Source organism: Vibrio sp. 1180_3 (genome assembly GCF_029478545.1).
Taxonomy (GTDB): Bacteria; Pseudomonadota; Gammaproteobacteria; order Enterobacterales; family Vibrionaceae; genus Vibrio; species Vibrio aestuarianus.
Map to the genome: position 1 here is coordinate 59,491 of NZ_SJFM01000006.1, position 22,439 is coordinate 81,929.

The 22,439-nt window shown below is 42.5% G+C and carries 19 protein-coding genes; 14 read left to right on the plus strand and 5 right to left on the minus strand.

The window, feature by feature from the left end:
• The first annotated feature begins 306 nt into the window (after positions 1-306).
• From deoD to EYW48_RS05625, 6 genes are all read left to right on the plus strand, one after another.
• Positions 307-1,017: a purine-nucleoside phosphorylase gene (gene deoD, locus EYW48_RS05600; RefSeq protein ID WP_053311652.1), complete on the plus strand. Its 711-nt coding sequence runs from the start codon at positions 307-309 to the stop codon at positions 1,015-1,017.
• A gap of 65 nt (positions 1,018-1,082) precedes the next feature.
• A complete protein-coding gene (locus EYW48_RS05605; RefSeq protein WP_277431982.1) occupies positions 1,083-2,552 on the plus strand; it encodes a lactate dehydrogenase in 1,470 nt (489 codons plus the stop codon).
• A gap of 151 nt (positions 2,553-2,703) precedes the next feature.
• Positions 2,704-4,191, plus strand: a complete 1,488-nt coding sequence (locus tag EYW48_RS05610) for a hypothetical protein (RefSeq protein WP_053311650.1) — start codon at positions 2,704-2,706, stop codon at positions 4,189-4,191.
• Positions 4,172-5,752 carry a diguanylate cyclase gene (locus tag EYW48_RS05615; protein WP_277431983.1) on the plus strand — a complete coding sequence of 527 codons (1,581 nt, stop codon included), beginning with the start codon at positions 4,172-4,174 and terminating at the stop codon, positions 5,750-5,752. The genes EYW48_RS05610 and EYW48_RS05615 overlap by 20 nt, the downstream gene beginning before the upstream one ends.
• 93 nt (positions 5,753-5,845) lie before the next feature.
• The gene (locus EYW48_RS05620) at positions 5,846-6,217 is read left to right on the plus strand and encodes a DUF3302 domain-containing protein (protein WP_171980049.1); all 372 of its coding nucleotides are present in this window, start codon (positions 5,846-5,848) and stop codon (positions 6,215-6,217) included.
• Positions 6,217-7,347, plus strand: coding sequence for an HlyD family secretion protein (locus tag EYW48_RS05625; RefSeq protein WP_176312477.1), 1,131 nt, complete (start codon positions 6,217-6,219; stop codon positions 7,345-7,347). The genes EYW48_RS05620 and EYW48_RS05625 overlap by 1 nt, the downstream gene beginning before the upstream one ends.
• A gap of 76 nt (positions 7,348-7,423) precedes the next feature.
• On the opposite strand, the gene EYW48_RS05630 is transcribed toward EYW48_RS05625, so the two are convergent.
• Positions 7,424-8,614, minus strand: coding sequence for an MFS transporter (locus tag EYW48_RS05630; protein WP_053311646.1), 1,191 nt, complete (start codon positions 8,612-8,614; stop codon positions 7,424-7,426).
• A gap of 130 nt (positions 8,615-8,744) precedes the next feature.
• Here EYW48_RS05630 and EYW48_RS05635 point away from each other — a divergent pair, with 130 nt between their 5' ends.
• Positions 8,745-9,716, plus strand: a complete 972-nt coding sequence (locus tag EYW48_RS05635) for an endonuclease/exonuclease/phosphatase family protein (RefSeq protein WP_053311645.1) — start codon at positions 8,745-8,747, stop codon at positions 9,714-9,716.
• A 184-nt stretch (positions 9,717-9,900) separates the two neighbouring features.
• On the opposite strand, the gene EYW48_RS05640 is transcribed toward EYW48_RS05635, so the two are convergent.
• Positions 9,901-13,173, minus strand: a complete 3,273-nt coding sequence (locus EYW48_RS05640; RefSeq protein ID WP_171980052.1) for a S41 family peptidase — start codon at positions 13,171-13,173, stop codon at positions 9,901-9,903.
• Positions 13,174-13,306: 133 nt separating this feature from the next.
• Between EYW48_RS05640 and EYW48_RS05645 the strand changes: the two genes are divergently transcribed.
• Positions 13,307-13,798, plus strand: a complete 492-nt coding sequence (locus tag EYW48_RS05645) for a GNAT family N-acetyltransferase (RefSeq protein ID WP_171980053.1) — start codon at positions 13,307-13,309, stop codon at positions 13,796-13,798.
• A 37-nt stretch (positions 13,799-13,835) separates the two neighbouring features.
• Here EYW48_RS05645 and EYW48_RS05650 read toward each other — a convergent pair whose 3' ends face one another.
• Positions 13,836-14,123 carry a GNAT family N-acetyltransferase gene (locus tag EYW48_RS05650; protein WP_176313725.1) on the minus strand — a complete coding sequence of 96 codons (288 nt, stop codon included), beginning with the start codon at positions 14,121-14,123 and terminating at the stop codon, positions 13,836-13,838.
• Positions 14,124-14,260: 137 nt separating this feature from the next.
• Here EYW48_RS05650 and EYW48_RS05655 point away from each other — a divergent pair, with 137 nt between their 5' ends.
• Positions 14,261-15,004 carry a flagellar brake protein gene (locus tag EYW48_RS05655; protein ID WP_171980055.1) on the plus strand — a complete coding sequence of 248 codons (744 nt, stop codon included), beginning with the start codon at positions 14,261-14,263 and terminating at the stop codon, positions 15,002-15,004.
• Positions 15,005-15,060: 56 nt separating this feature from the next.
• Here the strand turns inward: EYW48_RS05655 and gltS are convergent, their stop codons facing one another.
• Positions 15,061-16,287 carry a sodium/glutamate symporter gene (gene gltS, locus EYW48_RS05660; protein WP_171980056.1) on the minus strand — a complete coding sequence of 409 codons (1,227 nt, stop codon included), beginning with the start codon at positions 16,285-16,287 and terminating at the stop codon, positions 15,061-15,063.
• Positions 16,288-16,953: 666 nt separating this feature from the next.
• Between gltS and EYW48_RS05665 the strand changes: the two genes are divergently transcribed.
• From EYW48_RS05665 to sstT, 5 genes are all read left to right on the plus strand, one after another.
• Complete coding sequence (locus EYW48_RS05665) at positions 16,954-17,874, plus strand: DUF368 domain-containing protein (RefSeq protein ID WP_277431984.1); 921 nt, start codon at positions 16,954-16,956, stop codon at positions 17,872-17,874.
• 144 nt (positions 17,875-18,018) lie between these two features.
• A complete protein-coding gene (locus EYW48_RS05670; RefSeq protein WP_168524333.1) occupies positions 18,019-18,447 on the plus strand; it encodes a hypothetical protein in 429 nt (142 codons plus the stop codon).
• The gene (locus tag EYW48_RS05675) at positions 18,444-19,049 is read left to right on the plus strand and encodes an SCO family protein (protein WP_171980057.1); all 606 of its coding nucleotides are present in this window, start codon (positions 18,444-18,446) and stop codon (positions 19,047-19,049) included. Before EYW48_RS05670 ends, EYW48_RS05675 begins: the two co-directional genes overlap by 4 nt.
• A gap of 1 nt (position 19,050) precedes the next feature.
• Positions 19,051-19,494 (plus strand): copper chaperone PCu(A)C, encoded by a 444-nt coding sequence (locus EYW48_RS05680; RefSeq protein WP_171980058.1) that lies wholly within the window; start codon positions 19,051-19,053, stop codon positions 19,492-19,494.
• Between the two features lie 484 nt (positions 19,495-19,978).
• The gene (gene sstT / locus EYW48_RS05685) at positions 19,979-21,196 is read left to right on the plus strand and encodes a serine/threonine transporter SstT (RefSeq protein ID WP_168524336.1); all 1,218 of its coding nucleotides are present in this window, start codon (positions 19,979-19,981) and stop codon (positions 21,194-21,196) included.
• Between the two features lie 54 nt (positions 21,197-21,250).
• On the opposite strand, the gene EYW48_RS05690 is transcribed toward sstT, so the two are convergent.
• Positions 21,251-22,402, minus strand: coding sequence for a tetratricopeptide repeat protein (locus tag EYW48_RS05690; protein ID WP_277431985.1), 1,152 nt, complete (start codon positions 22,400-22,402; stop codon positions 21,251-21,253).
• Between the last annotated feature and the right edge of the window lie 37 nt (positions 22,403-22,439).

Here is a 22,439-nt window from a genome sequence, read left to right on the forward strand (position 1 = left end):
GATAATAGGTATACAAAAACATTTCTTGTATAACTTATAGCACAATAAAATTAAACTATACAAAAAAAAATATTGTACAAATAAAGAAAACGTTTACTCAAATCGATTGCCTTAGCACTTTCAACATTTTTGGTTATCAATGGGATTGAATAAGATGATAAGAACCCATTTTGTGACCAAGTTCTCAAGGAGCCTTATTTTGTAAGGCTAGTATTGCCTCAACGAAAAATGACAAATTCAACAGAATTGGTAATATCATTGATTACCACTGATGAGCACTAACTCAGAAACCTTGGAGTAATAACTATGGCAACCCCACACATTAATGCACAAGCTGGTGATTTCGCTGAAACAGTCCTAATGCCGGGCGATCCACTACGTGCAAAATACATCGCTGAAACATTTCTAGATGACGCTAAACAAGTCTGTGATGTACGTAATATGTTTGGTTACACAGGAACTTATAAAGGTAAAAAAGTATCAGTAATGGGCCATGGTATGGGTATTCCATCATGCTCTATTTACGTTCATGAGCTTATCTCTGAATATGGTGTAAAAAACATTATTCGTGTTGGTAGCTGTGGCGCGGTTCGTGATGACGTCAACCTAATGGACATCGTGATTGGCATGGGTGCTTCTACCGATTCAAAAGTAAACCGTATCCGTTTCAATAACCACGATTTTGCAGCGATTGCTGACTATGGCCTTCTTGAAGCAGCAGTAAACCAAGCACGTGAGCAAAAGGTTCCAGTCAAAGTTGGCAACGTATTCTCTGCTGATTTGTTCTACACACCTGAAGGTGATTTGTTCGAGAAAATGAACAAACTTGGCATTTTGGGCGTTGATATGGAAGCAGCTGGTATCTATGGCGTAGCCGCTGATCTTGGTGCAAAGGCACTGACCATTCTAACGGTTTCTGACCACATCATTCGTGGTGAAAAATTAAGCTCAGAAGATCGTCAAACTTCATTCAACGATATGATGAAAGTCGCTCTAGAGACCGCCATCAATATCTAATTTAATTTGCAGTATTGTGCTGCCAAGACAACTTGGCAGCCCTAAATTACCCCGAGGGGGCGATCGTGTCTAACGACCAACTACCCAAGGACGCAGATGGTTTACAACTCAACTTTTGTAAAACATTGGCGTGTGACAACTTTGGCTTGAGCGCAGCAGAACGGTATGTCCTGCAACACGTGAACCCGAAACGTCCAACGATGGTTTGTCGTGAATGTGGAGCTTTCCCCCCCTTACTTAACAATCGTGAAGTGTTAAATGAGTTACACCGTTTAAGACAACTTCATAGCGATGGTTTGCCTGCCTGCCGTAACCCTGACTGTGTCAATACAGGCCTATCAGTTCATACCCATAAACATCTCTACCATGCCTTTGGCTACAGTGGTGACCGCCAACGTTATCGTTGCAAAGAGTGTCATTCAACCTTCGTCGATAAATGGTCAGGAGCCAATAAAAAACTGGCTTTCCAAGAGACACTACTCGGTTTACTTTTCATGAGCTATTCGGTTCGTGAAATCTGCCGCAAGCTGGCTATTAACCCCAAAACCTTCTACGACCATGTTGATCACATTGCGAGCCGTTGTCGTCGAAAACTGGCGATGATCGATGCGCGCTGGGTTAACCATGCAACCCACTATGAGCTAGCATCTCACTACATCCCGTTGCAACCGAACAGCAATAATGGGGTGCTATGGTTTGCCACTGGCGAGGCAAACTCCGGTTATATCCTTTGCCAACATGTCAATTATTCAGCGAAAGAAGAGCCCAAGGGCTCGCTTGATCACAACCCTTATGAATACCCAGCTCGGTTTGTATCTCGAGAGCACTCATCTGAAGCTAACATACCGACGCCGCAACCTTCTCCACTATTGCGAGAACGTATTGATCAAAAATATCAAACTATTTTAGCGCGCGGCAATGTCGAAGACCCTATGGGAAACTTGACAGTGTTTAACTATCCATCCAAAGGAGCACTGATCCGCCCTCCCTACACTTCATATGCTCATTTTCTGCACATTTTAGACATGTGTGCCATAGATAAACGCGTATCTATTTATATGCCTCAAGATCCTGTGTTGCGATCTGCGGCATTGAGTGTTTGTCTGTCGAGAATAAAGCGTCAAAATGTTGACTTAATGTATGTTGAAGAAGATCACCAATGGCAGAATGGGATACCCTTTGGCAAAATCGATATTGTGCATATGGGGTGGTGGCGAGACCGCTGGGCAATAACCAATCAATCATCAGCCTCCAAAGGCGTCTGCTATTTGGCCGGAGACACCCCCGAGCCAGAAGCTTGGCTATCTAAGGCTTCCATTAAACAAACTGAATTTTATCAGCAACGATTCCAATTGCTGTTCGAAACCTTTATCAATGAGCCTAGGCGTAAACTTCGCCCGGGAGGCTTACAACCCATGCTGGATATATTCCGAGCTTGGCACAATCTGTGCTACCAAGATAAACATGGATTTACTGCCGCACAGAATCTGGGGCTGACTAAACATCCACTCACATTAAAAGAGCTGCTATCATAAATTTGTCCATCACAGACTGTGAAGTAGCACCAATTATTGCTGAGCCGGTAGCTAAAGTAACAGATTTGCGATAAGTAAATAGTGCGATTTGGTGACAGCTTCATATAATGAAACTGTGATTAAAGCTTTTTACTCTTAAGGATCAGCCAGTTTGGATAAGAGTCAGTATCTTCTCGAGATAGAATTAGAACAGCTTAAAGCCCGCATTGAAGCTGAGCCTGAGAAGGTATTGATTGTTGCGGAGCAATGTTTATTGCGTGCTCAACAGATCATTTTTCCCGAAGGCGTTATCCAATCTCTTATCGTGATGTCACGTTGCGCTTGGAATGCCATGGACTATCGCAATGGTTTAAAGTACATCAAAGAAGCGCTGGTTAGGCAGAATAGCCTTGATACTGATGACCACCTGCCTGAAATTCTTCACCTTCACGCCCTCAATTTATGGGGGCAAGCTAAGTACTACACCGCTCAACAATATTGGATTAACGCTCTAGAACAATCAGCGTTAGTGGATGAAATTGAGATCCAAATTGAGTGCTTGATTGGGCTGGGTAATGTCTGGCGCATCACCAATGAATATAAGCTTGCCTGTTCAACTCATGAATTAGCCGTAAAAGTGGCGAACAATGCGCGCATTGGCTGGCTTGAGGGTAAAGCGCGAATTTTATGGGCTTGGGATCTCTACTTACTCAACCAATATGTTGATATGTTAACGGTGCTTGATGGCGCCGAAGAAGTTCTAAAAGGGAATTCGAACAAAACATGGCAAGCAGAAGTCTGGGATTTTCGTGGACTAGCGATGCTTGGTCTTGAGCGAATTGAAGATGCTGAAAACGCCACCTACAAGGCGCACGAACTGGCCGTACAACATAATCTGGTGTGGATGAAAGCTCACTCGTTTATCAGCAGAGCACGCCTTGAACTGCTTAGGAAAAACCCCGAGCAAGCCACAGAACTTCTTATCCAAGCCGAAGTGTCAGCCTCTTCTTTTGATCACGGTGAATTGCTTTCACAAATATGCTACCAACAATCTTTAGTTGCAGAACAACGTGGTGATTTTAAAGCCTCACTGGCCGCGTTTAAAAAGTATCGCCACTTCTCTATTGACATGCTACGCGAGCAAACCTCACGGGTTGGTTTGGACAAAGCCAGAGCCTCCAAACGGCAACTCGAACAGCGAGCGCGCAAACTCATTAATCGTATTCGCGGTCAACATGAATACGACCCCGAAAAACACCTATCAAACGTAGTTTCAGAAACATATTGGTGGGAACAGTTGATGTTATTTAAAACTGAGCTGAAACATTCCAACCATTCCATTATCGTGATAGTGCATAATGACCCACTGTATCTTGATGTTTGTACTGAAATTGCTCATTCGCTGTGTAACAAGAAAGACTTGGTGTCACGCTTGAGCAGTGAACGGTTAGGTTTATTACTCGCTGACAAAGGCGACACAGCACTCAATGTTTTTCATGTACTTGCCAAAATGATAGAAATTTATCCTTGGATGAGAAAAGGATTAACCGGCCCACTGCCTAAAGTGATGTTCCAAGACATATTGAGTTTCCCATTCACACTAGAACAACTCGAAGAAAGCCAACCTCAGGAATGGTCACATGGAAGAACTACTCAATAAAATTCAAGATACTGGCTTAGATGCAACATCTGTATCCGGAGAAGAGGCCATTATTTTCTGGAATCATGTACGTCAACACGTTGCCACCACGCCAAAAGAAAAAGCCTTAAGCTATATTATCAGTGCCGACTATCGCGCCGAACTACACCAACCCATGGCAAGTATTGAAGAGCTAAAAAAAGCCCTTGAGTTACTTGAACTACCTAAAGATGCGCATATTATTTTATCGGTTAAAAACAGTTTAAGTGAACGTTTAGTCGACAGTGGTAACTATACCGCAGCTCTCACTGAGTATGTATCATCATCGAATATTGCTGTCGATAACGGTTACATCGATGAATATGTTATGGCAATACTTGGGATGGGCAACCTTTGTGATGCTTATGGTGAACATAGCCGCGCACTACGTTATTATCAAAAAGTCGACAGTATTGATCACGCCATTTCTAGCCGTTCCTTAAGGCTTCGCTATAAACTCTATATGTTGGCGTGTTACATCAACCTAAACCGGCTTTCAGCCGCTAACGATCTGATAAAAGAGTGTGAAGAGCTCAGCATTCTAGTCAGCGATAAGATTCTCACAGGTCAAATATTGTTGTACCAAGCGAAGTTGTATCTTCACCAAAATCAAGTCGATAAAGCCCTAATGACGCTGGCGAGTGTGCAATACAGCGCAGGCAACGTCAATTCAATTTGGTTGTCAAATATGATCCGAATTGAGACGGCAAATTGCTTGGCGAGAATTGGCAAATCTCACATTGCTAATATGCTATTAGCAAGCACTGACAAACGTTTACAACGTCATACTTCACCCGTGATAGCAAAACAGTTATACCAAGCATTTAGCGCCATTTGCGAACATCAAGGGCTTTATCAAGCCGCCCTTTCATACGAGAAAAAAAGCTTTCGCATCGAAACTGATCTTATGAAGAACATCCCCATAGGTGAGCTCGGAGCGAACCAGCTACGCCGTTTATCGCGCTTTGAACTTCAACTAAAACTGATTCTATCCGAAATCGAAAACCGAGAATTGAAGGAAACAACAGAAAGCCAAAAAAATACAGTGGCACAACTACAGCAAGATGTCTTTACTGATCCTCTCACTGGCTTGCACAACCGTCGCTGGTTAGACGTAAAATTGAAAGACCTGTTACTGCATGAAAAATCGTTCGCTTTTCTTGTGATTGATATTGACCACTTTAAATCAATCAATGATGAACTGAGTCACTTAGTGGGTGATAAAGCGATTGTCAGTGTGTCACATGAATTAAAAAGTTACTTCAAATTCAGAGGGTCATCCTGTGTACGTTTTGGTGGCGAGGAATTTCTTGTTATTTTAGAAGATACGTCGCTCGATCAAGCCGAAATGCACGCAGAAAATTACCGAGAGCGGATATATCAATTTGGTTGGCATGATATTTTGGGTGAACGGGGCTTAACGGTCAGTATTGGTATTACGTTACATCGTGAAGGGGAAAATACGCAGCGCACTTTCTACCGTGCAGACAAGGCCTTATACCGTGCCAAAGCAAATGGACGTAATCAAGTATGTACAGAATAGCTATCTGTATACAGGTTCAAATATTTGTTTATACTAAAGTAAATTTCATCTGACCATTCATGGAATGAACTTATTTAAATTCAAGGAAATCTTATGTTTTTAGACTATTTTGCCCTCGGCTTGCTCGTCTTTGTCGCCTTAGTGATTTTTTACGGAATTATAGTGATTCATGATATCCCCTATGAAATCGCTAAAGAACGCGACCATCCACATCAAGACGCTATCCATGTTTCAGGCTGGGTTAGTTTATTTACCTTACACACCATTTGGCCATTTCTTTGGATTTGGGCCACTTTATGGCGTAAGGACCGAGGTTGGGGGTTTGCTAAACTGCAAGAAGAGCAACACGACATACATCACCGTGTCGATGAATTAATAAACCAAATCAGCAAGTTAAATGAAGAAGTTAATACGCTAAAAGCACAGCAAAATCTAAACCAAACACAAGATCAGGAGACTAAATAATGGATTTACTTCTGATAATGACCTACGCCGCTTTATGTATCACCATTTTTAAAGTTTTCAAAATTCCATTGAATAAATGGACGGTACCGACAGCGGTTCTTGGCGGTGTTGTGCTGATTGGCACTCTTATTTTGCTCATGAACTACAACCATCCCTTCACACAAATGGGTAATCAAGTATTCTCGACTACGCCTGTCGTTTCAGGTGTGAGAGGCAAGGTGATTGAAGTTCCCGTTCAACCGAACACGCCCGTCTTAAAAGGGGATGTATTATTTAAAATTGATCCCATCCCTTTTGAAGCAGAAGTAGCAAAAGTTGAAGCTCAAATCAAAGAAGCGAGCCAAAGTGCACTCGGTTTAGAATCAGACGTTATCGAAGCAGAAGCGTCAAAAGCTCAAGCAATTGCTGATCGAGACAAAGCCAAGCGTGAATACTCGCGCTATCAACGAGGGTACGACAAAGGTGCTTTCACCGAACAAGATTTAGACACTCGTCGCCAAGCCTATAAAGCCGCTGAAGCCGCTGTCGATGTTGCTCAAGCCCGTGTGGAACAGGCTGCTATTGCCTTAGACTCTGAAATTGGTGGCGAGAATACAGCCGTAGCGCGCTTAATTGCTCAATTACGACAAGCACAATTCGACTTAGAACAAACCGTTGTACGTGCACCAACCAACGGCTACGTTACTCAATTAGCGCTTCGTCCCGGTGTAATGGCGACACCACTACCATTGGCACCGGTTATGACCTTTGTGCACAGCGAGGAAAAAATCTACACCGCCGCATTTAGACAAAATTCATTGCAACGCCTAAAATCAGGGTTTGAAGCCGAGTTTTTGTTCCGTGCACTCCCAGGAAAAGTATTCAAAGGCGAAGTAGTTGACGTACTCCCTGCGATTGGCGAAAGCCAAATTCAGGCGCGTGGCGCATTGCTAGGCACAGATGCTCTACGAACTAATGGACGTGTTCTCGTCACCCTAAAAATAAACGATGACCTAAGCGAATATAATCTACCGTTGGGTACTGCTTTCGAAGCTGCCGTATATTCAGACAGCTTCACCCACGTTTCCATTATGCGTAAGGTTTTGATTCGAATGAAGAGTTGGCAAAACTTTTTGTATCTGGATCACTAACCATCCTTGCAAACATCAAAAAGGGTCGATATCGACCCTTTTTATTGCCTTTTACTTTATTCTGTCTGCACTGTGGCTATCTATCACTCCAACGTAAAATCCGAACTTCATTGCCCTCTTCCGGCTTAATTGGGATATTGAGTGATAAAATCAGTGAAACTGCTGCCATAGCCGCACCAATATAAAAAACACTAGCAGGGGAAACGAGCCATATAAGGCCAAATGTTGCAGGAATAACGACGGCAGCAATATGGTTAATAGTAAACGAAACCCCTGCGGTGGATGCCATATCGGCAGGATCAGCAATTTTTTGGAAATAAGTTTTAATGGCGAGGGCTAAGGCAAAGAAAAGATGGTCAATCACGTACAGTGCCGCAGCCCAATGTGCATTTTGCACTAAACCATAACCAATAAAGACGCAGATTAAACCGCCATATTCGAACAGTAATGCTTTGCGTTCACCGACAACGCCAATAAATTTTCCAATTCGCTTTGCAAACAAAAAGTTAAACAAATAGTTAATCAAAAACAATAACGTAATATCGGCTGCTGAATAGCCAAACTTTTCAACCATTAAGAAACCCGCGAACACGGTGAAAATTTGTCGACGGGCACCGCTCATAAAGGTTAATGCGTAGTAGAGCCAATAGCGCTTACGCAGTACCAATTTTTTATTTTGCGGCACTTGCGCTTGAAACTCTGGGAAGGCAAACGCGATCAAGGCAACCAGACAAAAAGCAATACCTCCCGTAATGGTATATACCCATTTAAAATCAAGTGTGAAGATCTCTAGCATTACCCAGAGTGCACCATAAGTAATGAGTGAAGCCAAAGCTCCTACCGAAATCAACTTGCCAAGCATTTCAGGTGCTTCATCCTTATTCAACCATTGCAGCGACAATGATTGTTTAAGCGTTTCAAAGTAATGAAAACCTGTCGACATTAATAAGGTAGTCATCAACAAACCTATCAACGATGGAAAGAAACCAGTGATGGCCGTGCCTAAAGTTAGCATAGCCAATGACAGCAACATGAAACGTTGCTCTCGAATGAAGAGTAAAACAAACACCGCTGTGAAAGCTAAAAAACCGGGGATTTCTCGTACGCTTTGTAATAGGCCAATATCGGAACCATCAAAATTAGCTTTTTCCACCACAAAATTATTCAGCAATGCCATCCAGCTAGAGAAGGCTATTGGGACAATTATCGAGATGATCAATAAGAAGTTTTGTGGCGTACGCCACCCTTGAGAAGAACTAGAATTCATGATGGTTCCTTACATTTATGTAACAACATAATACGCATGCTGATTCGAGTTTGGCAATGACGGGATTAGCACTGCCCAAGGTTTACGTTTCGTTATAAACTGATGTTGAGCTGCAATATAAAGGATAGGTATGTCTACTAGCTTCGCTACTATTAATTTATTCAACTATTTGACGCCACCAAATGCTTTTTATCAGTTTGATAATATTTATACCCAAGCACAATGGCTAAAGAAAAAACGATGGTTTAGTGAAAAAATTCAACACATCAATGCCGATGTTATTGCGTTCCAAGAGGTTTTCAGCATCGAAGAGCTACGTAACCAAGTCAGCACCATTGGCTACCCTTATTTCGCCACTATCGACACACCGCACATTGTTGATGATTATATCTACACACACCCTGTGGTCGCCATCGCCTCAAAATACCCTTTGCTACAAGTCTGCTCTGTAGAAAGCAGATTACCCAACCAAACTGTGCCTTTCACATTTAATCGCATCCCACTGCACGCTACTATTGAACTTCCTGAACTCGGCGCTGTTGATGTCTATATCGTACACTTTAAGTCTCAGCGTCCAACTCAGTGGGAGGTTGAGTCACCAAGTATGATTAATAGATGGCAACAAGAGACATTAGGTCGGTGGTTATCCACGGTACAACGTGGTTACGAAGCAAATTTGCTGCATCAATATGTTGTAGAAACTAAGCGGCAGCACACTCGACCTTTTGTGATCATGGGAGATTTCAATAAACCGCTAACCAGCGAAGAATTTATCGGTCTACTATCAAATGCTCTATATCGTCAGCCTGATACGCAATCTGCGTTGGCTGCTTTCACAGTTCACGACAGTTGGAATCTCTACGCCCAGCACTCTGACTTACCCCGCAAGCCGACTCATTATGCAGGGGAGATGGGTTCGGTACTTGACTATATCCTGCTTTCAAGCGATTTTAATCCCTCGGTTCACAGTGCTAAAGCTTACGTCAGCCATTACGAAGTCATCGATCAACATTTAATTAACCCTAATTTTGAACAAGACCATTACAGCACCGATCACGCACTGGTTAGCGTGACATTAAAAACACATACCCAAACAAATTGAAGCCCCAATAAAGGGGCTTCAGATCTATTACACGTTGTTTATACCCAAACCACTTGAAGTTGCCAGTGAGTTCATCCCATGAGCATAGATAAACTGTGCGATTGGGATAAACGAATGTAGCCAACACCGCTGTACCTTCAAGTAGGAAGGGGTTAATGTACAGCTTAGAATTTCGCCTTAACTGTTATGGATTATTAACCGTTGATTGCTCATCGAGCTGTTTCAGTAAGGTTTCAACTGCAACTTTCAACTGCTTATCCTCGCCTTTAGTGACCGATTCAGGCTCTTTATAGACGAGAACATCAGGCACAACCTCTTGATTTTCTAACCAATGACCATCAACGTCTTTTAAACCTAATTGAGGAATGCCATACACCAAGTTAGGCTCTTGTTGCTGAGCCCAAAGTACAGCGGTTCCTGTTCCGGGAACTCTTTCCCCGACCAACAGGCCTATCCCTTCACTTTTATAAAAATGAGGCACAACAGATCCTTCCGAATAGCTGTTTGCATCCGCTAACATGATACTAGGCTTAGCCCAACGTCTAGTTGGGTAAGAAGCAACTTGGTATCCGTCACGAGTTTCCTCTACCGTATGGCGCTGACCAGACAAGATCATCATCATTTGATCGGCCAGAAATCCCCCCTGGTTAAAACGCACATCAACCACGAGTGCTTCTTTGTTATTATCAACACCAAACATATCGTTTTGCATTTTCTCAAAGCTTTGCGCATCCATCGCCGCCATATGTACGTAGCCTAAGCGGCCATTTGACAAACTTTCAACCATCTGACGACGTTGTTCAACCCAAAGTTCATACGCTAATCGACCTTCTTGCTGCAAACTGATTGGCACAATATTCATGCTTTTTGCGGTTTTTTCACCTGGAGATAAAACCGTTAGGCGTGTCAGCTTTCCTTGTTTGAAATTGAGTTGCGAATAAATGTCCTGCTCAGGCAAGATTTCTTTGCCATCAACCGCATAAATAATGGATCCAGATTTAAGCAAGGTTTGGTATGTATCAGCAGGACCACCTGGTAGCACCGCTTTCACACGAATCCCTTTACCACGGTAATGATCATCATAATACAAACCTAAAGAAGCAGGAATTTCCCAGCCAGATCGTTCAGCAAAGAAAAAGGCACCGGTATGTGACGCATTCAGCTCACCAACTAATTCACTCAGAAGTTCGGCGAAATCTTGGTAATTAGTGATGCCTACTAGTTGCTTCTTATATTCTTGAGCATACCGCTGCCAGTTAATACCATGCAAATCGGCATCATAAAATTTACTTTGTGTTAAACGAACAACATGATCAAACATATAGTTCATTTCAGCTCTAAAGTCGTAGTTAGCATCGGCATTGTAATCAAATACTTTGGTCTCGCTATTTACGACATTCAAACGCTCAATACCTTGAGAACCAATGATAAGGATATTTTCGCCATCTTTAGTCATATCAATGGCATTAACATCATCAGCACTACGAGTAAACAGTGACACCTCCTCACCCGTTTCAACATTGAATTCACTGAACTCAACACCTTCACCAGACCAGTGCGCAACAACCAAGTATTTATTATCTGGTGATAAATGAAAATAAAGTGGCGATAGCGAATAAGGTGTTATACGAAATTTGCGATGCTTTAAGCCGTTTATTTCAACGATAGTGGGATCAACAGGTGCATGCTGAACATCGCTTCCTAGAGTCGCCGCAACCTCTTCATCCATCCATTTTTGATCTTCATTCTTAAAAGCATTAAATTGAGATTTCTGATTTAAAAACAGGGCGTAAACATCATACTGTACGGGCATATTATCAATTTGGCGCAAGCTGTTGATATCGCTCAACCAATAGACAATTTGACCGTCCTCGCTAAATTTAGGTTGTATATCGGAAAAACCACTGTTGCTTAAATTAATCGGCTCTTCACTACCATCGACCTTAACTAATAGAACATCACTATTGGCGATAGTACGGTTGCGCGTGACAATATATTCACTATCTGGCGACCACGAATAACTGATGTCTCCATCGAAATAGGAATAAAACTGTTGGCTATCGAGCAATGTGTAAGTTTGATCTTGCTCGATATCATAGACTTTCAGGTTATTTCGCCCTTCACGGTACAGCATCCGCTTTTCATTCGGAGACAAAAGCGGTTGAAACTCATCCTCTTCCCCATCAAATAAGATCTCCTCTTGGATATCTAATGAGGTAGAGAAACTTTTGCCAGTGTCATTCACATAACTTTGGAAAATATCCCAATTGCCATTTCGTTCAGAGGAATAAATAATGCGATAGCCATCATCTGAAAACGAAATATTGCGCTCTGTGGCAGGCGTATCAGTAATCCGTTTGGTCGTTCCAGATAGTGCTGACACCACATAAATATCCCCACGTGCAACAATCGCCACTTCTGGTGATACTGGAGACACCGCTATTTCTGTCGCCTCTGAATTCAAATTCACAAAATGTCGCCCATCAGAAAAATCGGCTCGACGAATCGCAATGTCTATTTGATATGGTGCTGTTTCCTGTGCTGATTTCACCCAAACCTTACCATTAAAACCATAGGCTAAATCACCTTGTTTACTCACCGATAAAAACCGTGTTGGTAAATCTGTGTGATATGTTATTTGAACAGGCTCACCATCGAGTAGGTCCTTTTTCCAAACGTTAAAAGAACCAGATCGCTCAGATAGGTAGTACATCGACTGCGTATCAGCCCACACCGCATTTCGGTCCTCCCCTTCAAAGTGAGTTAATTGCGTATGCTTGCCGGTAGTAAGATCAAATTGCCAAATATCTCGCGCCGCATCAGACGTTGTACGCTTACGCCATTCTTGCTCATAAGAAGGCCAATCGGTATATAAAAACTGTTGGCCATCACCGCTGACTGAGAGTGAACTTACGGGAATAGGTAACACGAGCTTCTCTCGCCCACCTAGAGCCGATACCGCATAAAGCTGATCCGCTTGATTTCCTCCATATCCTGCCATCAGATTAGCTTGGCTATCTCCTAAGCGAGCTGAGCGAAAATACACTTGCTTACCATCGGCTGAAAAAGCATAAGGCACATCCAGACTAGCGTGGTAAGTTAAACGCAACGCTTTACCACCCACGCTAGGCACGATGAAGACGTCACCTTTGCCATAACGATCAGAAGTAAAAGCAATGGATTGACTATCTGGAGACCAAATTGGCGTCTGACTGTAGGTATCACCGTTGGTTAAAGCAAACGCATCACCGCCTTGCGACGATACTAACCAGATCTGTCCGGCGTAAGTAAAGGCAATTTTCTGTCCATCAGGTGATATCGCGACGTCTCTCATCCATGTGTGAGAAACGGGGATCACAGGAGAAGGAGCGGCCGATATTTCAGCCATAACCAAACTGGGTTGAGTAAACAGTAATGCAAAAGATAGCGAGCTTAATGAGTATTTTCGCAAGGGCATGATTCTTCCTTTATTATTATCATCTTTGAGCGATTCATTTATATAATCAAAAACTTATATAATAAAACACTATTCATTTAGGGAATTTATAGATAGATTCTAGGTGATGCAACTAGAGATGGAGAATAAATGAATGGAAATTATTGTCAGACCAACAGAAATACGAGACGCTCACGCTTTGTGTGATATTTACTCACAACCCAAAGCTCAACGAGAAACACTGCAATTACCAAAACCATCCGTCACTATGTGGCAAAAGCGCCTTGAAAATATGCCAATTGGTGTTTATAGCTTTGTCGCTGAGATTGATGGGCGTGTCGTTGGTAATATTGGTATGGAGCATTCTCAACGTCCTCGCACTGCGCATTGTGCAACTTTTGGCATTGGAGTTCATGATGATTTTCACAGCGTTGGTGTTGGCAGTAAATTGATTGAAACGGTCTTGGATCTGGCCGACAACTGGCTCAATGTTAAACGAGTCCAGATTGAGGTTAATGCTGACAATCAGCAGGCGATTAGCTGTTACAAAAAATTTGGTTTTGAAGTGGAAGGCGAAGCTAAATGTGCCTCTTTTCGCAATGGAAAATTTATTAATACTTTATATATGGCCCGCATCAAGTGCTAACGATACCATTTAGCTCACCTTATCGGTGAGCTATTTTTTAACCTTCGTCATGCAATAAATGCTGCCATTGTTCATGGCGATTTATGTAATGAACAACGTAACTACAAACAGGCTTCACTTTATAACCACTTGCCTCGATTTGTGGTAGCACACTTTCCATCATAATTTTGCCATACCCTTTACCTTGCAGCTCATCAGGTACTCGTGTTGAGGTAATAAACAGAACATCACCTTGCTGTTGGTATTTCACTATGGCAAAAAAATCACCTTCCAAATGCACTAAATACTGATGATTTGGAGTGTCATGTTGCACTTTATCAGACATACTTCGCTCCTATTTGATACTTAACTCAAATAAATTAATGATAGATAGAATTGAATCTTCTAACATCTAACTCTAAAATTTAACCTATTACAAAAAATATAATGGAAATGCAGCTACTGCACCATGGAGAGTAAAAAATGAATTCGCAGTCGGCAGTGCTAAAGGACGAACAGAGCCCAAATAGAACAACGGAACGCAATAAAACGTTGTCAACACTCAACAGCACTGATGCACTGTCAATGGTTGAGCACGGCAGTGAGTTAACCTTAAGCATAACAACACCAGTTGGCACCAAGTTCATCTGCAAAACCCCGTTTATTGGCACCCATTCAAACACTTACATTCTGATTGAAATACCTAAAATTTCCACCGACGATTTGGCTTTTTTCTTCCAAGAAGGTTTTTGGGTCAATGTACGTGCGATTTCCCCTCGAGGAGAAGGCGCAATGATCCACTTTCGTAGCCAATTAATGAATATATTGCAAGAGCCAGTTCCACTTGCGATGCTTTCGATCCCAAACACTATGCAAGTCACTCAGCTACGTAAAGAAGCCCGTTATGATGTGAATTTGGTTGGTAAAGCAATCGTCGGTACTCATAAATCAGATTGTGAAGTACGTGATCTCTCTAAGAGTGGCTGTCGTTTTGTTGCACCACCGCTTGGACGAACTTTCCAAGTCGGCGACAAAATTAGTATCGAGCTTTTTGCCGACTCCCGTGGCAGTAAAGTTTTCGCTCCCTTAGTTGGTAAAGTTTGTAACTTACAGCGCTCACTGCACTATGCTCGCTATGGGATTCAATTTGATGAAGAAGGCGTGAAAAATGCGAAGAACTTACTCGGCCAACTAAAATTTGATGGTACGAAACTCACCTTAAAATAGCGCCATGAATTATGTGATCAAAAAAAGCCCTAGCACATTGCTAGGGCTTTTTGTTTCTAGCCTACAAAGGAAATATAGCCTTGAATAATGATTAAATTAACAATATCAATAAAGAAAGCTCCCACGATAGGCACAACCATAAAAGCCTGCGGAGAAGGTCCGTAACGCGTAACAAGCGACCCCATATTCATCACTGCGGTCGGGGTGGCGCCTAAGCCAAAACCACAGTGCCCGCCAGCCATAACGGCGGCATCATAATTTGAGCCCATCACTTTAAACGTCACAAAGTAAGCAAAAATACCAAGCACTACCGACTGCACCGCTAAAATCACGAGAAATGGAATCGCTAAATCAAAGATATTCCACAATCTCAAGCTCATCAGCGCCATGGCTAAGAAGAGTGATAAAGAAACCGTACCTAAAATATCAACCGTTTCTGCATCGACTTTATGCAGCTTGGTAACTTCGAATATATTGGTAATAAATACACCAATGAATAGTGCGTAAACGAAATCTGGGATCATCAGCCATTTGACATCAAACGTGCTCACCCATTGTTCTAGATACTTAGCACCAGTGACACAAATCAACAAAATAAACAGCACTTCAATCACTTTCTTCGCTGTCACTTTATCTTCTTCGTATTCGTTGTAAGTAACGAGCTCAGGGAATTTATCGTGTGTTTTCGTGCCTCGGCCGTACTCTGACTCAAAGCCATTTTTATTGATCAATTTTTGCGCTACAGGACTACCGATAATGCCACCAATAATCAAACCAAACGTAGCTGAAGCCATCGCTATTTCTAAAATATTGGTCATTCCATAATTATCGGTAAAGGTTTGTGCCCACGCAGCACCAGTGCCATGCCCACCAGACAAGGTGATAGAACCAGCAATCAAACCCATCAACGGATCAAGACCTAATGCCGTTGCCAACGAAACACCCACACCATTTTGAATAATGATATAAAACGAAGCGACACCCAGAAAAAGAAACACCTTAGCGCCCCCTTTCATTAACTGAGTGTAGTTAGCTGCAAGGCCAACAGTACTAAAGAACATCAACATGAATGTGTTCTGCAACGGAAGAGAAAACTCTAAATCTAAACCATTAAAATGCAAAAAAGTGATAGCTATAGCCACAATCAAACCACCCACAATGGGTTCCGGAATATTGAATTTTTTCAGAATAGGCAGTTTTGTGTTAATGAAGTGGCCTAAAAAAAGCACGCTAATAGCGATTAGGAAAGACTCTAGTGGCCCAATGGAAATTAAATGATGCATATAACCTCTTACTATTGCTTCACTCATCTTCCTTAATGAGCGACGAATTCAGGACATTTGAACGTAACGAATTCGAAAAAAATACGACTGACCGATGCGGTTCATCCTCATAAATATGTTGAATAATCAACGATGTTACGGTGTTTAAATATGGGGTTGACGGACACGTAAGCTATAATGCTTAGGTCGACAGATGACTAAAACCCTAGTTGAAATTACCCAATAAAGGCAATCAGTGGGGAAGCCAGAGTTGTGTATCATACCTAATAGAAAAAAAAAGAGCCAACCGCAATAGTGCGATTGGCTTATATATAGTGTGAACAAACTCATTCACTAACAACGTCAGTTGGCTAGGTGACCCTCGGCTTTAAGAAGGGTCACCCACAACAATGCATGATGCATGCCAACTTTTAAACTGGTCTTTTTTGAGGTTAAATCACATAAAATCACCCTAAATCAGCACCATCCTTGCAAATTGCAAATTGCAAATTGCAAACAAGCCGCAAAACAATACTCATTTAGTTGCAATCAAACAATGAGAAGCTACCAAAATAATATCATCGATGATATTAGGTCAAATCCAGAATGGGGGAATGTATTGCGCAAGCATTTTGCCATTATTTCAGTATATACTTCGCACCACATTTTCCAGATTACGCAGACACAATGAATTATTTCAGTACATTTTTAAAAGGAATGGCGATGGGTGCCGCAGACGTTGTTCCTGGTGTTTCCGGTGGTACTATTGCCTTTATCACTGGTGTTTATGATACGCTTCTTGAAAGTATTCGCCGTATTAACCCGAGCGTGCTAGGCCTATGGAAACGAGAGGGGTTTGTTGCTGCTTTTAATCATATTAATGGCTTCTTCCTCATTGCATTATTTGGCGGTGTATTCACGAGCATTCTTTCGCTCGCAAAACTTATCTCGTGGCTACTCGCGACCCACCCCATTCCTATTTGGTCATTTTTCTTCGGTCTGATTATTGTTTCTGTTTTTCATATTTTAAAACAGATTGAACAGATCAAGTTTTCACGATTAGTTCTGTTTTTACTCGGTATCGCTTTCGCCTACAGCATAACAGTGCTCAACCCGATGCAACTCGAACCGACCGCGATTAACATTGTTATCGCTGGCTCTATCGCAATATGCGCAATGATCTTACCGGGCATTTCCGGCAGTTTCATTTTGCTTTTAATTGGTATGTACACACCAGTACTCGGCGCAGTCAAAGCAATGCAGATCGATATATTGGCCCTTTTTCTGATGGGGTGTGTACTCGGTTTACTCAGTTTCTCTCATATCTTGTCTTGGTTACTCAAACGCTTTAGAGACTTAACGTTGATTTTTCTAACCGGGCTAATGGTTGGCACATTGCCAAAAATTTGGCCCTGGAAAGAAACCATTACATGGCGTATCAATTCCCACGGAGAACAAGTGCCTTTAGTTGAGCATAATTTATCACCTTTTGAATTTGAGGCCATAACCTCGCAACCCTCGCAATGGCCACTCGCGATTGTGCTCATGCTATGCGCTGTTGCCTTAGTGCTTGGTTTAGAGAAATACGCAAAGCACCACAACGTATAAATCTCCATTGTTAATGATGAAAGTAAGGTGGGAAAATTCACCTTACTATTCTTGATTGAATCCACACTTTCCCTATTTGTAGCAACGACTTAGCTACGCCTGTGATAACATTTGCGCTTTACTACCGCCTGGAATCTCAACTCAATGCATAATGCAATAAAAATTTGTGCCCTTGCCCTTGCTTTATTCGCAGGCTATTTCAGTAGTGACATCCTACATTGGCTCTCTTCCTATTCAACACAACGAGATATCAGCCAATATTGCCAACTGTCTAGCAAACCATGCCAACAAGGTGAGGTATCGATGACATTAGCGCAGGACACCTCTCAACCACTTGTGGCCAATACTTTAACGGTCGATTGGCCAAAGGCTCAAAGCGATAAGCTCGTTCTGTCGTTAAAGGGGTTAGAGATGGATATGGGCATCGCTAAGTATGTACTAACAAAAAATGAGAATGGGTTATATACCACCGAGGTGATACTTCCTGTATGCACCACTGAACAAATGACTTGGATTGGTGACTTATCTGATGGCTCAACTCAAGTTTTCCCTGCAATAAGGATGGAAAGATGAGTAAAAACTGGTCACTAATTTTGGTCGTTGCCTTTACCTGCGGCTTAGGTTTAAAAGCGTATTTTGATTCACAGCAACCATCAGACAGCATAGAAGCGAAAAACAATGCTGATGTGGTGTTATTTGGCAAAGACAACAAACCCGTCGCCATTTTTGACCCGCAAGACCCACGAATACGTATTGTTTATTTTGGCTTTACACGTTGTCCAGATGTTTGCCCAACATCACTTGCCATGTTGTCTGGAGCGCTGAACCAAATTGATGACGATACCAAGGCCAAACTGCGTCCGATGTTTATTTCCTTGGATCCTGAGCGTGATGGCGCTAATGATTCTCATCAATACGCGCAATATTTTCACCCGATGATTGAAGGGTTATCTGCTCCCTTGGAAATAACCACGCCATTGGCGCATCACTATGGTGTTATCTTCCGCAAGACCGAACTCAAAGGCTCAGAGCTCAAATACACCTTAGACCACAGCTCCTATTTCTACTTTCTACAACCCGATGGAACACTGATCACCAAAGTCCCTCATACGCTTTCACCAGAGCCTATTGTGGAAGCCATCAAAACAATAACGACTTCATCAGAAGGAAAATAACATGAAGCTCAATACACTATTGCTAGCAACCTTAGCCCTTAGTCCATTCGCTTACGCAAAATCGGATATCATGGCTCATCACCTTTACGCGCGAGCTACCGCACCAACAGCAACAACCAGTGCTGTTTTTGCTCAAATTATGAATAACGGCGACCAAGATCGCTTTATTGTATCCGCCGAAACTGATGTAGCTGGCAAAGTGGAATTACACGATGTTATTACCGAAGGCGATGTGATGAAAATGCGCCAAATTCCACAATTCAAAGTACCTGCACAGGGCAAACTTGAACTCAAACCAGGCAGCTTTCACATCATGCTACTTGACCTGAAAAAACCACTCGCCGAAGGTGAAGAAATTAATGTTGCACTCACTTTTGCAAACGGTGAACAACAAATGCTTACCGTACCAGTGAAAAAAGTTATGAACGGTATGGCACACCATTAATATGAAAAAGGGATGGGGAAACTCATCCCTTTTATTACTCACCACCTCACCAATAGATAACCGACATCCTTCATCTAGCTAACCTAGCAACTCGACCTCAACAATGACTGACACGCCCTAAGCCCTCTGCCTTGCAATTAATCGCTACATTTCATTTACATTTCATCCATTTTTGATTGCATTTAGGTATATTCGTTAATTATTTATGCTAATTATCAATTAATTCTAGACACATTATTTTGGGTGGCTAATATTGTTCCCTTCAGGGGAAACCACTGAAGTCACTATAACTCAATATATCAACGAACACTGAAGCTATAGAGTCATCTCATGGCCTTCAGGTAAACAGGAGATATACCCAAACAACTTGAAGTTGTAGGTAGGCGGCGAGTGAGTTCATCTCCATTAGGGATAAGTGAATGTAGCCAACACCGCTGCGGCTTCAAATGGGAATGGTATAACTCGATTTATTTCAGGGATAACTATGCAAAGCAACAATATCTTCGCCCGTTTTGCGCGTGGCAATTTGGTTCTGCAAATACTCACCGGTATCGTTCTCGGTGGACTATTAGCAACCATTTCACCAGACTACGCCCAAAGTGCGGGCTTACTTGGTAACCTTTTTGTTGGTGCACTAAAAGCGGTTGCACCAATCCTCGTTTTTATTTTAGTTGCGGCGTCAATCGCGAACCAAAAGAAAAACCAACACACTTATATGCGTCCAATCGTAGTGCTCTACCTTGTTGGCACCTTTACCGCTGCGCTAACCGCTGTCGTACTGAGCTTTATGTTTCCAACGACATTAACGCTTGTTGCTGGCGCAGAAGGCACAACACCCCCTCAAGGTATTGCAGAAGTATTAAATACACTGCTATTCAAACTAGTTGATAACCCAGTGAATGCGCTGATGAGTGCTAACTATATTGGCATTCTAGCTTGGGCTGTTGGTCTTGGTTTAGCGCTTCACCATGCATCAGCGACAACCAAAGCGGTATTTGAAGACTTAAGTCATGGCGTTTCGCAAATTGTGCGTTTCATCATTCGCCTTGCGCCGTTTGGTATTTTTGGTTTAGTGGCATCAACATTTGCAACAACTGGTTTTGAAGCACTTGCTGGTTACGCTAACCTTCTTTTCGTATTGCTTAGCGCGATGTTAGTCATCGCTTTGGTAGTCAACCCAATCATTGTCTATGTGAAAACTCGCCAGAACCCATACCCGTTGGTTTTCCAATGCCTACGTGAAAGTGGCGTTACCGCGTTTTTCACTCGTTCAAGTGCGGCAAACATCCCCGTCAATATGGCGTTATGTGAAAAGCTAAAATTGGATGAAGATACTTACTCTGTATCTATTCCTCTAGGTGCAACCATTAATATGGCAGGCGCAGCCATCACCATCACGGTATTAACATTAGCGGCAGTAAATACGGTTGGTATTGAAGTTGATCTTATGACCGCGCTATTGCTGAGTGTAGTCGCAGCCGTTTCAGCTTGTGGCGCATCAGGCGTAGCAGGTGGTTCATTATTGTTGATCCCACTGGCGTGTGGCTTGTTTGGAATATCCAATGATGTCGCAATGCAAGTAGTAGCCGTTGGCTTCATTATTGGTGTAATTCAAGACTCTGCCGAAACCGCACTGAACAGCTCAACAGACGTAGTATTTACTGCTGCGGTTTGCCAAGCCGAACACAATAAAGGCGCTTAAATCGCCCATAAAAAATCCCCAGCAACTTGTCTGGGGATTTTTATTTTACACTCTCTATCGATCGATAGAAGTACTGGAAAAGTCCAATGGAAAAGGAACATCCTTCTGTGGACTCGCATTTTCCGGAGAAGATGGATTGTCATCCAACAAACTTTCTCCTGAGTGACTGAATAGATTGTCATCCTCAGCCAGTTCCCCTTTCTGTGGAATATGAATACCACGCTTATAAAGCTTGTTCAGTGCTTTGATAATGGAATGCTTGCTGACCGTCCCTGCGCCGATTTTCTTCATTAAAGGTTTCGCCAGAGATTGCAGCCCTACCACTGAATCCACACCAATACGTGAGCCAATTTGATCTCGAAGCACCTTGGCTGGCTCATAACTAAAATGTGCCGATAAGAAAAGCCAAATGTACGCAATCGCGTTACCATTAGGTCCTTTGTCTATCCATGCTTCCCCTGCATGGTACATGGCTTCAGCATTGCCCTTCTCTGAAGCGCGCTCTAACCAATAGCACGCTTTGTTGTGATCCATTACTACCCCAACCCCTTTCAGGTAGTTAAGCCCTAGCTTCATCTGCCCTAGTGGGCTATTTAACTTTGCTGCTTTTGAAAACCAAAACGTAGAGTCCGAAGGAGCGGGGGCAATGTTATCGTGAGAGACACACCAATCCCCCATAAAGATGATCGCTTCAATTAAGTCATCTTCTGCCGCTTCTTCAATCAAACTGACGCCTTTGGTGACATTGGCTTCAACGCCTCGACCATTAACCAAAGCGATACCCGTTTCATATTTGGCAGTGCTATTTCCTTCGAGCCCTGCAATATAGGTTTGCCAAAATTTCGCTTTTTGTCTGAGGATCAGATCATCACGAAACTTTTGACAAATGCGCACAACCCCATACATGCCGGTAATGTTGTCGTAATTTGCTGCTTTGTCATACCAATACATAGCTTCTTTTATATTGGTACGCTCCGCCTCTTTGGCTAAATATAAAATGGTCGGAACGTGGCCCGTTTCTGCTTTAAATAAACGATCTTGTCTATCTTGCTCGCGTGACTTTTCAATCGCTTTACGATAGGCGATCTCTCTTGCTTTTCGCTCTTCTTCTAGCCGCTTTTTGCGCAGCGATAGAGACAGCATCCATACAAAAATAAGGATGAGTGATAGTCCGGTTGCGCCAATGGCAATCCCAATAGTGCTCATTTAATTCAAATCTTATTTAATTGATTAATGTCATTAT